The sequence below is a fragment of the Mesorhizobium sp. M0045 genome (assembly GCF_040323385.1).
Classification (GTDB): domain Bacteria; phylum Pseudomonadota; class Alphaproteobacteria; order Rhizobiales; family Rhizobiaceae; genus Mesorhizobium.
In genome coordinates this window covers 360,621-372,754 of the sequence record NZ_JAMYUY010000003.1, presented here as the reverse complement: position 1 = coordinate 372,754, position 12,134 = coordinate 360,621, and the positions used below count along the sequence as shown (strand labels likewise).

General features: G+C 63.1%; 9 protein-coding genes. 3 read left to right on the top strand and 6 right to left on the bottom strand.

What is annotated here, in order from left to right:
• Nucleotides 1–69 precede the first annotated feature (69 nt).
• The 4 genes from NKJ72_RS06835 to NKJ72_RS06820 form a co-directional block, all read right to left on the bottom strand.
• Entirely contained in the window at nt 70–1,200 is a 1,131-nt protein-coding gene (locus tag NKJ72_RS06835; protein ID WP_352476376.1) for an ABC transporter ATP-binding protein, read from the bottom strand.
• Between the two features lie 5 nt (nt 1,201–1,205).
• Entirely contained in the window at nt 1,206–2,141 is a 936-nt protein-coding gene (locus tag NKJ72_RS06830; protein ID WP_352476375.1) for a carbohydrate ABC transporter permease, read from the bottom strand.
• Nucleotides 2,134–3,027, bottom strand: a complete 894-nt coding sequence (locus NKJ72_RS06825) for a carbohydrate ABC transporter permease (protein ID WP_352476374.1) — start codon at nt 3,025–3,027, stop codon at nt 2,134–2,136. Before NKJ72_RS06825 ends, NKJ72_RS06830 begins: the two co-directional genes overlap by 8 nt.
• Nucleotides 3,028–3,134: 107 nt before the next feature.
• A complete protein-coding gene (locus NKJ72_RS06820; RefSeq protein ID WP_352476373.1) occupies nt 3,135–4,373 on the bottom strand; it encodes an ABC transporter substrate-binding protein in 1,239 nt (412 codons plus the stop codon).
• A 393-nt stretch (nt 4,374–4,766) separates the two neighbouring features.
• Between NKJ72_RS06820 and NKJ72_RS06815 the strand changes: the two genes are divergently transcribed.
• The 3 genes from NKJ72_RS06815 to NKJ72_RS06805 all read left to right on the top strand — a co-directional run bounded on the left by NKJ72_RS06815 (nt 4,767) and on the right by NKJ72_RS06805 (nt 8,697).
• Nucleotides 4,767–5,816 (top strand): LacI family transcriptional regulator, encoded by a 1,050-nt coding sequence (locus NKJ72_RS06815; RefSeq protein WP_352476372.1) that lies wholly within the window; start codon nt 4,767–4,769, stop codon nt 5,814–5,816.
• Nucleotides 5,817–6,133: 317 nt separating this feature from the next.
• The gene (locus tag NKJ72_RS06810) at nt 6,134–6,562 is read left to right on the top strand and encodes a YybH family protein (RefSeq protein WP_352476371.1); all 429 of its coding nucleotides are present in this window, start codon (nt 6,134–6,136) and stop codon (nt 6,560–6,562) included.
• 416 nt (nt 6,563–6,978) lie between these two features.
• The gene (locus NKJ72_RS06805; RefSeq protein WP_352476370.1) at nt 6,979–8,697 is read left to right on the top strand and encodes an adenylate/guanylate cyclase domain-containing protein; all 1,719 of its coding nucleotides are present in this window, start codon (nt 6,979–6,981) and stop codon (nt 8,695–8,697) included.
• Nucleotides 8,698–8,889: 192 nt separating this feature from the next.
• Here the strand turns inward: NKJ72_RS06805 and gnd are convergent, their stop codons facing one another.
• Nucleotides 8,890–10,314, bottom strand: coding sequence for an NADP-dependent phosphogluconate dehydrogenase (gnd, locus tag NKJ72_RS06800; protein ID WP_352476369.1), 1,425 nt, complete (start codon nt 10,312–10,314; stop codon nt 8,890–8,892).
• A 140-nt stretch (nt 10,315–10,454) separates the two neighbouring features.
• Complete coding sequence (locus tag NKJ72_RS06795) at nt 10,455–12,092, bottom strand: copper resistance CopC/CopD family protein (protein WP_352476368.1); 1,638 nt, start codon at nt 12,090–12,092, stop codon at nt 10,455–10,457.
• Between the last annotated feature and the right edge of the window lie 42 nt (nt 12,093–12,134).

The window sequence follows — 12,134 nt, the reverse complement described above, 5'->3', positions numbered from 1 at the left end:
GGGGGGATGAGAGTCTTGGGGGATGAGTCTTGGGGGGAATGGAAGAGTCTTGGGAGGCTAAATCAGGCTCTAGAGGCGGTTACCTGTGGCGGCGTCGAACAGCGAGGCGCGCATCGGGTCGAAACCGATGCCGACCGCCTCGGCGTTGTTTGGCGTGCGCTCGGCTGTCACCCGTACCGTGAAATTCTGGCCGGCGAGTTTCAGCCAGACCAGCGTGTCGGAACCCATGGGCTCGACGACCTCGACATTTGCGGTGGCTGCGAACGGCCATCCCGTGCCGCTGTTGAACGCCACGTGCTCGGGGCGGATGCCGAACACGGCCGGCCCCGGCACCGGGTCCTTCTCGAAAGCATAGGTGGCAAGCGGGATCCGCACATCCTCGACGACGAAGTGCCAGTCGCCATCCGCCTGCTCCAGCCTGCCGTCGAGGAAATTCATTGCCGGCGAGCCGAGGAAGCCGGCGACAAACCGGTTGACCGGCCGGTTATAGATGGTCTGCGGCGCATCGAGTTGCTGGATGACGCCGCCCTTCATCACCGCGATGCGGTCGGCCAGCGTCATCGCCTCGATCTGGTCGTGGGTGACGTAGATCATGGTGTTCTCGAGCTTGCGATGCAGCAGCTTGATCTCGACGCGCAATTCCGCGCGCAGCTTGGCGTCGAGGTTGGAGAGCGGCTCATCGAACAGAAAGACATCGACGTCGCGCACAAGTGCGCGCCCGATCGCCACGCGCTGGCGCTGGCCGCCGGACAGGGCCGCCGGCTTGCGATGCAAGAGCGCTTCGATCTGCAGGATCTCGGCGGCCCGGGCGATGCGCTTGGCGATCTCGTCCTTGGCGAGACCGGCAACGCGCAGTCCGAACGACAGGTTCTTCTCCACCGTCATCTGCGGATAGAGCGCGTAGGACTGGAACACCATGCCGATGCCGCGATCCTTGGGCTCTTCCCAGGTGACGTTCTTGCCCTTGATGAAGATGCGGCCTTCGGAAACGTCGAGCAGCCCGGCAATGCAGTTGAGCAAGGTCGACTTGCCGCAGCCGGACGGGCCGAGCAGCACGATGAACTCGCCTTCGGCGACATCAAGGTTGAGCGTCTGCAGCACCGATATCGCGCCGAAATTCAGCGACAGGTTCTGGATCGAGACGCTGGTGCCGTTTGCCCCCTTGCTGCCGTTTGCCGCAATGCTGCCGTTTGCGTTCATCGCCATCATCCTTTCACCGCGCCGGCGGCGATGCCGCGCACAAACAATTTTCCGGACAGGAAATAGACGATTAGCGGCACCAGGCCGGTCAGGATGGTGGCTGCCATGTTGACGTTGTATTCCTTCACGCCCTGCACCGAGTTGACGATGTTGTTGAGCTGCACCGTCATCGGATAGGTGTCGGGGCGGGTGTAGACGACGCCGAACAGGAAGTCGTTCCAGATGCCGGTCACCTGCAGGATGATGGCGACGACGAAGATCGGCAGCGACATCGGCAGCATGATGCGGAAATAAATGCCCCAGAAGCCGGCGCCGTCGACACGCGCCGCCCGGAACAGCTCCTCCGGCATGGAGGTAAAGTAGTTGCGGAACAAAAGTGTGAGGATCGGCATGCCAAAGATGGAATGGACGATCACCAGGCCGCTGAGGCTGCCGTAAAGGCCGACCTCGCGCAGGATGATGACGATCGGATAGATCATTACCTGATAGGGGATGAAGGCGCCGACGATCAGGATGATGAAGAAAGTGTCGGCGCCTTTGAAGCGCCAGTTGGCAAGCGCATAACCGTTCACCGAGGCGAGCGCGATCGACAGGATCACCGACGGGATGGTGATGCGCACCGAATTCCAGAAGCCACGCGACAGCCCGTCGCAGTTGAGCCCGGTGCAGGCGCTCGACCAGGCCTTGACCCACGGCTCGAAAGTGATCTCCATCGGCGGCGAGAAGATGTTGCCGAGGCGTATCTCGGGCATGCCTTTGAGCGATGTCACCACCATCACGTAGAGCGGCAAAAGATAGTAGAGCGCCACCACGATCAGCGTGCCGTAGAGGAAGATGTTGCGGCGCGAGAATGTGTGGCGCGGCTTCGGCCCGCTCGGCCCGTAGGCTTCGAGGCCGCCGGCGCCGGCAATGGCGGGCAATGAAACGGTATGGTCAGACACGCTTCTTGCCTCCGAACTCGAGATAGGCCCACGGCACGATGACGATGATCACCGACAGCAGCATCATCGTCGAGGCGGCGAACCCCTGGCCGAGGTTCTGGGCGAAGAACATGTAATCATAGACATATTTGGCCGGGACTTCGGAGGCGATGCCGGGCCCGCCGCTGGTCTGGGCGACGACAAGGTCGTAGACGCGAACGATGTTGGAGGCGACGATGACCAGCGTGGTGATGAAGACCGGCCGCATCATCGGTATGATGATGAACAGATAGGTCTTCCAGGTCGGTATCCCGTCGACCCGCGCGGCCTTCCAGATATCCTCGTCGATGCCGCGCAGGCCGGCCAGCATCAGGCACATGATGAGCCCGGTGCCTTGCCAGAGAGCGGCGATCAATATGCCGTAGATGACGATGCTGGAATCATAGAGCGGATTGAAGCTGAAGCTCGTCCAGCCGAGGCTGCGCACCACTGCCTGGACACCGAATTCGGGGTTGAGCAGCCACTGCCAGACCAGACCGGTGACGATGAAGGACAGGGCGAAGGGATAGAGGAAAATGGTCCGGAACGTGTCCTCGAACCGAATCTTCTGGTCGAGCAGGGCTGCAAGCAGGAAGCCGATGACCAACGAGAACACCAGCGACAGCACGCCGTAGATCAGCAGGTTCTCGATCGAGATCAGCCAGCGCGGCGTCGCCCACAGCCGATAGTACTGGTCGAGACCGACGAAGTGCAGCCGCGGCAGCAGCTTGGAATTTGTGAAGGAATACAACACGGTCCAGAGGGTGCCGCCGACAAAAATCACCAGCGCGGTGAAAATCATCGGGATCGAAGCGACTTTCGCATTGAGGTTGCGAAAGAGTTGGCTAGGGCGTTCGCTCTTGCTCATCTGCACAGCCGCGCTGGATCGGGTAAGGGCCGGAGGGTCAAGAGGTCTTGACCCGAGCTCCCGACCCTGCGCTCGCAGGGGCGGGAGTGAGGCGGTTGGTCGATCGCTCAATCGGCCGAACCGACAATGGCGGCGAAGCGCTTCTGCGCATCTTCCACGGTCATGTCCTGCTTGGCGAAGAACTCGGAGAACAGATCCTCCTTCTGCTTCTGCGTATCCTGCGAAAGCAACTGGTCGGTCCAGGGCATGACATTGCCCTTGGCGAGAATTTCGAGCCCCTTCTTCATGCAGTCGTTCGCCGCCTTGAGGTCGACGTCGCCGCGCACCGGCAGCGAACCTTTCTTGAGATTGAAGGCGACCTGCGTCTTGGGATCGAGCAGCGTGTGGGCCAGCACTTCCTGTGCCTTCGATTTTTCGGGATCCTTCAGCAGCGGGAAGTAGAAAGCGTCGCCGCCGGTGGCGATCATCTCGTTGAGACCGAGGCCCGGAAGGCAAGTATAGTCCTTGCCGGCGGTCTGGCCGGCAACCTGGAACTCGCCTTGCGCCCAGTCACCCATGATCTGGCCGCCCGCCTTGCCGGTGATGACCAGATTGGTGGCCTGGTTCCAGTCCTGCACATTGGTGTTCTTCGCCATCTTGCGGGCGTCGTCCGCGGCCTTGAAGACCTTGGCGACTTCGGGCCCGGCGGCGAATTCGGCGTCCTTGTCCTTGTAGACCTTGAGGAAGGCGTCGGTGCCGCCGACCGCCGCAAGCAGCACGTCGAAAGCGCCGGAGGCCTGCCAGGGCTGGCCGCCGACCGCAAGCGGCTGGATGCCTGCCTTTTCCAGCGCGGGCGCCGCAGCGACATATTCATTCCAGTTCTTCGGCACCGGCACGCCGGCCTTTTTGAAGGCGGCGTTCGACAGCCACAGCCACTGCCAGGAGTGGATATTGACCGGCACGCAATAGATCTTGCCGTCGAGGGTACAGCCGTCGAGCAGGCTCTTCGGCTGCACGATTTCCGTCCACTTTTCCTTGGTGGCGAGATCGGTGAGGTCGCGCATCAGCCCGGCCTGCACCAATTCTTCCGCCTGCCGGCCGTGATTGAACTGGGTCGCGCCCATCGGGTCGCCGCCAGTGATGCGGCTGATCATGATCGGCCGCGCCGTGCCGCCGGAACCGGCGATAGCGCCGTCCACCCAGTGATTGCCGGTTGCGTCGAAAGCCTTGGCGAGTTCGGCGACCGCTGCCGCCTCGCCGCCGGAGGTCCACCAATGGGTGACTTCCAGATCCGTCGCGGCCGCCGGGCCGGCAAATTGCAGCGCGACCGTCGCAGCCAGCGCAGCAGTCATGAGTTGGTATCGCATTTCGTTCCTCCCAGAATCTGAAACGTTACAGATTTTCGATACGGCAATTGCTTGAGGCGCGCAACCCCTCAGGCGAAGGTGGCATCAAGTTTTTTCGAAGCGCGAATAAAATCGCGCGGCTCGCTGGCCTGCCGCATCGCAACCAGAGAGGTTGCGCTGCAAAATAGAATGCTGCGACGCCAAAAAGATCGGAAAAGCCCGTTCCAATCGCGGTTCTGCGCCGATTGCAGCGCCGCTCATTCTGCATCTGTCACCAGTGATGTGGCAATGGTCGTGACAATCTGTAACGTTTCAGTATATAGCGGTCTCATTCGGTGAAGGCCGCGGCGTGCCCGCGGCCGGCCGATTGCCGGGCTGTCCGGCAACTGTTATGCGCCTGACGGGGCGGGACGAATGAACAGGCATCAAAAAGAGAAGGCCGACGACGCGTCGGGCCAGGGCCGGCCGACGCTGAAGACGCTCGCCTTCATGACCGGGCTGGGCGTCACCACCGTGTCGCGCGCGCTGAAGGACGCCCCCGAGATCGGCGCCGAGACCAGGCGGCGCGTCCAGCTTGTCGCCAAGCAGATCGGCTATCGCCCCAACCGTGCCGGCGTCCGCCTGCGCACCGGCAAGACCAATGTCATCAGCCTGGTGCTCAACACCGAGCACGAGATCATGAGCTTTGTCTCGGACATCATCTACGGCGTTTCGGAAGTCATCGCCGACACGCCCTACCATTTGATCGTGACGCCCTATTCGCGCTCGCAGGATCCGCTCGACCCGATCCGTTACCTTGTGGAAACCGGTTCAGCCGACGGCGTCATCATTTCGCGCACGCAGCCGAACGATCCGAGGGCCCGCTATATGCTGGAGCGCGGCATCCCCTTTGCCACGCATGGCCGAACCGACATGGGGCTGATCCATCCCTATCACGATTTCGACAATTACGCTTTCGCAGCCGAGGCTGTGCGCCATCTGGCCGGCCTCGGCCGCCGCCGGCTAGCGCTGTTGGCGCCGCCGGTCGAGCTGACCTATCACGGCCACACGCTCGCCGGCTTTGCCGATGCGCTGAGCGAGGTCGGCGCCAGCGAGATCCCGTTCAACACCGTTTCGATCGACCATTCGATCGAGCAGATCAGAATGCGGACGGCGCAGCTGATGCGCCGCGATGTCAGGCCGGACGGGTTCATCAGCAGCGCCGCCGCCGCGACGCTCGCCATCGTCGCCGGCATCGAAGACGCCGGCCTCAAGCTTGGCCGCGATGTCGATGTGGTGTCCAAACAATCGTCGGAGCTTCTGCACCTGTTCCGCAGCGAATTGCTGGTCGTCAACGAAAACTTCCGGCTGGCCGGCGCCGAACTCGCCCGCTCGGTGCTGGGCTGGATCGGCGGCGCCGCACCCGGCACCCTGCAAAGCCTGAGCGAGCCAGGCGAAGTGCAGGCCTATCGCCGCCCCGAGTAGAGCGGTATACGTTCAAATTGAACTGGGCTCCATCTATTTGCCTTCGCCGCATTTCTGCGACGCCAAGTGATTCCACTTGGCTGGAAAATGTGCGCTGCCGACGGCAACCTTGGGACCGAATGCTGTCCGTCCGATATGGGGACGAGATCACCAAAGAGCGGCCGTAGGAGCACGCGGCAGTCACGTTTCGGGACTAAGGGGCTCATCACTCTCCACGATGCAACAGCAGCTTGGACCGGCCATATTTGTTACGAATAGTGTCGATGTCGGATTGATCGCCCCGGCCTCGTCGTTCCAGAAAATGAAGGAGCAACGATATGTCTGAAAAGGAAGTCTTGTCTGTCATCCGGGGCCAGGAAGACGCAACTGCCAAGGGGGACGCCCGCGCCAACGTCGATGCCATGGACCCGGATGTCGTGGTTTTCGATCTGCCGCCGCCGCTTGCCTATAGAGGCGAACAGGCACGCGACATCGAAGGGATAAATGCTTGGTTTGCAACTTGGCGCAACGGCGTCACCGTTCACATGGCTGACCCGCAGCTCATGATCGACGGCGATCTTGCAGTGGCCTTCGGGCTGTCGCGCATGACTGGCATTAAGACGGATGGCACAGAGGTCGACTCCTGGAGCCGGCGAACCATCGTGCTAAGGCGCATCGGCGGTTCTTGGAAAATCATCCACGAACATGCCAGCTTCCCTATGGCAATGGACGGAAGTGGGCGCGCTGTGACGGATCTCTTGCCGTAGTTCCGGAACGCCTAACGTCCTCAACAGGGATGTCGGCTTCACGCGGCAAGGGTTCGTAGGCGAACGGTCGAATTGGCGGCCCGTTGCTGACAGTCAATCTTGGGGCCGAAAGCGGATTGGCAGCTCCGGGCCGCAGATCTTTAATTGCGGACATTTAGGTCGGCGTGGGCATCGTCGTGACCTGACCCGAAGCGGTCACGGGTCCGGTTGAGAGGCAACTGCCGCGAACAAGCGGTAGGGATAGATGGGACTCGCTCGTCAGTGGCGCTGCGCAGGAGAGCCAAGGCGTCGCGCGAGTCATACTCTCAAGAAGCGTGATCTGTGGTATAGAGGCCGGTGAGGGCACGCCGGAGGCGCCGGTCCTACTTGCCTCTGACCTGCGCCTGGCGTGTCGCGAATCTGAACTGAGGCTCAACATGGAGCGGAAGCTCGCTGCCATCCTTGCCATTGATGTTGTCGGTTACTCGGCGCTCATGGAGGTGGATGAAGCGGGCACCTTCGACCGGCTGAAACGGGGCCGCAAAGAGTTGTTCGAGCCGGAAATCGCGACGCGACACGGGCGAATCTTCAAGCTTATGGGAGACGGCCTGCTGGCGGAGTTCGGTAGCGTGGTGGATGCGGTCGAATGCGCGGTCACGCTTCAGCGCGGCATGACGGAACGTAACGCGAGCGTCGCCGAAGACCAGCGCTTCGAAGTTCGGATCGGAATCAACCTTGGGGAAGTGATCGTCGAAGGGGACGATCGCTATGGCGAGGGCGTGAATGTAGCGTCGCGCCTCCAACAACTCGCCGAGCCCGGTGGCATCTGCGTTTCGGAGAAGGTGTCCAAGGAGGTCAGGCAGAAGCTGGCGTTTGCGTTCGAGCCTATGGGCGAGCAGCGGGTGAAGAACATAGCCGAGCCGATATACTGCTATCGCGTCAACCTGCAGCTTCCGAGAGCCGCTCAGGTCGGGCGACTGGCATCGCTGGAATTGCCCGACAAGCCCTCGATCGCGGTCTTGCCTTTCACCAACATGAGCAACGATCCGGAGCAGGAAACCTTTGTCGACGGCTTGACCGAAGACCTGATCACCGACCTATCTCGCTGCCCCGGCCTCTTCGTCATCGCACGCAACTCGACCTTTGCTTACAAAGGGCGGTCGGTCGATGTGCGTTTGGCCGCGCGTGATCTTGGGGTGCGCTATGTGGTTGAAGGCAGCGCCCGGCGCGCCGCGGGGCGCGTGCGCATCAATGCGCAGCTGATCGACGCGATCGGCGGCGATCATATCTGGGCCGAGCGCTACGACAGCAGCCTCGAGGATATCTTTGCAGTGCAGGACGAGGTCACGGCCAAGATCGTCGAAGCCCTGGTCGGCCGATTGGCCGGACAGCCGGCGCGCAAACGGCCGACGAGTCTCGAAGCCTATGACCTCTGTGTACAAGCCCGCGGCGTCAGTTTTCAGACCGGGTTAGGCGCGCAGGAAGCGCGCATGCTGCTGGAGAAGGCGATCAGACTCGATCCCGACTATGCCGAAGCGCATAGCTTGCTGGCCCTCAATCTTTGGCTCGGCTGGCTGTTCTGGAACGAGCCGAAGGAAACCAACCAACCTCGCTCGCTCGCGGAAGCGCAGCAGGCAGTGGCGCTCGACCCTAACGATGCCGGGAACCGGTGGGTGCTGGGCATCATACTTGGTCACGAACGGCGTTTCGCGGAATCGGATGCAGAGTTCGAGGCGACTTTCAAGCTCGATCCCAATCATGCCGATGCCTGGGCGATGCGCTCGGATCTCATCACCTTGAGGGGCGATGCGGTCAAGGGCGTCGAATTCGTGAAGCGGGCGTTGCGGCTCAATCCGCGCCCTCCGGGGTGGTACCATTGGATGGCGGGCCAAGCCTATTATGCGCTCGGCGACTATCAATCCGCGGTCGAGGCTTTACGCAAGCCGGAAACCTACCGCACCACGTCGCGGCGCATGCTTGCGGCAGCCCTCGCGCAGCTCGGACGCCTGGATGAAGCCCGTCAGGAGGCGGAGTTCTTCATGATGAGCAATCCCCATTTCAGCATCAGGCACTGGGCGACATCGCAGCCATTCGACGACGAGGAAGTGCTCCAGCGCTTCGTCGAAGGCTACCGCAAGGCTGGCCTTCCCGACTAAAGAGCGCATCGCTTTGGATCGCCGGCTTGCTCTCGTCAGGACATAGGCTCGTCTTTTGGCTGTGAGGGCAAATGCCCGTGGGTTCCCTCGATCAATGTCCGTTGATGGCGCAACCACGATCTCCAGCGTGATCGCCAGCAAGGTCCGCTTTCAAGAAACTGCGAAGCCGATCTCTACGGCCGAGACCGGGCGCTAACCCGCCGCGCCGCTCCCCCACGGGCCATGGAAAGCACCCTGCCCGTCGATGCGCTCGAAGCCGTGTGCGCCGAAGAAATCGCGCTGCGCCTGGATCAGGTTCGAAGTGCCGCGGCCCTGCCGGTAACTGTCGAAATAGGCAAGTGCGGATGACAGGGCCGGCACCGGCGAGCCGGCTTCGGCCGCCCTTGCCACGACCCGGCGAAGCGACGGATGTGCCTCCTGCATCAACGAGACGAAAGCCGGCGCCATCAACAGGTTGGTGGCCGCACCGCCGGCGCCGAAGGCCTCCGCCATCGTATCCAGCAATTGCGAGCGTATGATGCAGCCGGCCCGCCAGATCTTGGCGATGACCGGCATCGGCAGGTTCCAGTTGAATTCCTTCGACGCGCCGCTCATCACCGCGAAGCCTTGCGCGTAGGCGGCTATCTTGCCGGCAAACAGCGCCAGCTCGAGATCGCCGAGCAGGGCGTCCCTGTCTCGGGAAATCTTGCTCACGCCGCCTCCATAGACCTTTTCGGCGGCCAGCCGCTCGTCCTTGATCGACGACAGCACGCGTGCCGCCACCGCGGCTTCGATCGCGGTGGCCGGAATGCCGAGTTGCTGCGCCTCGATCACCGACCATTTGCCGGTGCCCTTCTGGCCGGCGCGGTCGAGGATGATGTCGACCACCGGTTTGCCGGTCTTGGGATCGTCGGCGGCCAGCACCTTGGCGGTGATCTCGATCAGGTACGAATTGAGCCGGCCCGTGTTCCACTGCGAAAACACCTCGCCGATCTCCTTCGGCCCCATGCCCAGGCCGTCGCGCAGGATGCCGTAGATTTCGGCGATCATTTGCATGTCGGCATATTCGATGCCGTTGTGGATAGTCTTGACGAAATGGCCGGCGCCGTCGGTGCCAAGCCACGCCGCGCAAGGCTCGCCCTTGAACTTGGCCGAGATCGCGGTCAGCACCTTTTCGACGCGCTTCCAGGACTCTTCGGTGCCGCCGACCATGATCGAGGGACCGTGGCGTGCGCCCTCCTCGCCACCGGACACGCCCATGCCGATGAAGGTCAGGCCCGAATCGGTAAGCTCCGAGAAGCGCCGCATCGTATCACGGAAATTGGCGTTGCCGGCGTCGATGACGATATCGTTGGCCGACAGCACGCCGCGCAATGCCGCGATCTGCTCGTCGACCGGCTTGCCGGCCAGCACCATGATGATGATCGGCCGCGGCGGCCGGATCGCGGCGGCCAGTTCTTCGAGGCTGTAGCAGGGCACCACCCTATCCCTGAGCGCGCCGGCATTTTCGACAAAGGCATCGGTGCGCGCCGCCGTGCGGTTGAAGACGGCGATGCGGTGCCCCTTCTCGGCGATGTTGAGCGCCAGGTTGGAGCCCATCGTGCCAAGGCCGATCAGGCCGATTTCGGCTTTTTCCATTGTTTCTTCCCTGCTTTCGGATCTTGTTGCTTTGAGCCCGCGATTGGGTTGGACGCCCATTCTTGATGGCGATGATTGACGGGGGTTCGCGGCCGCGTCAACCGCCTCGTCGAATTGTGTTGCGTGGACCAGCGCTCTCGTCACGGCCTGATGTCGATCGGTGCCTCGATCTTCACCATCTCGAAATCGGAGACCAGGATATCGAGCCGCGCCGTCCACCGGCCGGCGACCGGAATGACGAGATCGTCGACGCGCCAGGTGCCGTCGCCAAGCCTCGTCGCCGGGCGCTTGATGGGTTCGATGCCGGAATCGGGCTTTGACAGCACCAGCGTCACCTGCTTGGCGTCGAGCGGGCCGAAATCGCCGGTCATGATGAAGATCGAAGCGGCAACAGGCCCGGCATGGCCGGGCGCAATACTGAGGTCGGCCATGGCTTGCAGCGTGTGGATATGCACCGACGCCGGCTGTGCCGCGGCGATCGCCAGCGCGCGCGGCGGCGGCGTGAAGCGCCAGCCGGCGGCAACGCCGAAGATCGCCAGCACGATCAGCAGCTCGATAAAGATCGAGCGGGCCAGCCGCCGCTGGACTTCCGTTTCGCCCGCCTCAGCCGGGGCCGTAAGCTTGAAGCGATTGACGGCGGCGAGCGTGAACAGAAAGACGAGCAGCACCAGCTTGAGCAGCAGCAGCCGGCCGTAAGCGGTATGGACCAGCGCCGACGGCGTTTGCACCTGGATGACGGCGAGCACGATGCCGGCTGCCGCAAGCACCGCCACGACGGGCAGGATCGCTCGCGAAAACCGGCGCAGCAATGGCCCGGCTTCGGCCGGCTGCCGTTTCAAGGCAAGACCGAGCGGCGCCAGCGCCCCGGCCCAGACCGCGATACCAGTCCCGTGCAGAAACACCATCGGCCGGGTCAGCCATTGCGGCTCGGCGGCACTGGCATGCCCGCTGGCGGCAAGTGCTGCGCCGACGCCAACCAGTCCGGCCAAGGCGAGCGGCTTTGCGTCGGCCGGCGGCACGACCAGCGACAACAGGCCAAGGCCGAGCGCCATCAGCGCGATCAGCACCGTCCAGCCGAAGCTGGTGCCGAGCCCGGTCTGCCAGATGACCGGCTGCGCCAGCCGGGCAAGCGGTGCACCGAGCGCATCCAGCCCCTGGAAACCGAGCGACAGCGGTGCCGCCGCCAACCCGCACAGGATCGCAGCGACGATCATGTTCCGGCCGGATCGCCCGCCTTGCGCCAGCCAGGCCTGCGCAAAGGCACCGCCGACGCCGAAAAACAGGCCGATATACAGAAAAACCTTGCCGATCCAGATCGCCGTTCGAAGCCCCCGGTCAACGGCATCGGAGGCGGCCGGCGCAGCACTCGGTGTGCCGACCGAGAACAGCACCGAGCCGCCGACCGGATGGCCGTCGGCGGAGATTACCCGCCAGCTCAGTACATGCGTGCCCGATTTCAGCGCCTGCGGATTGTCGATCTCGACGGTCTGGCCGCTGAGCCGGAAGGAGCTCAGCGGGACCGCCGTGCCGTCGGGCCGCACCAGCGTCAGCACCAGCGGCGAAACCGGCTCGCTGAAAGTCAGCGACAGCTGCGACGGGCTCTGCCCCAGCACCGCACCGTCAGCCGGCTCGGCCTTGATCAGCGCTGCATGGGCGAAGGCGGGACAAGGCATGGCAATTGCGGCGAGCAGCACGATGGCGGCCAGCAGGCCAGCCACAAGCCGGCCAGAACAGTTGCCGGCCATGCAAGCTTGCCGCAGGAAGGATGCCGCGCTCATCTCACCGCCAAGGGCAGCGGCGCGCTCATCTGCCAAAGCGCG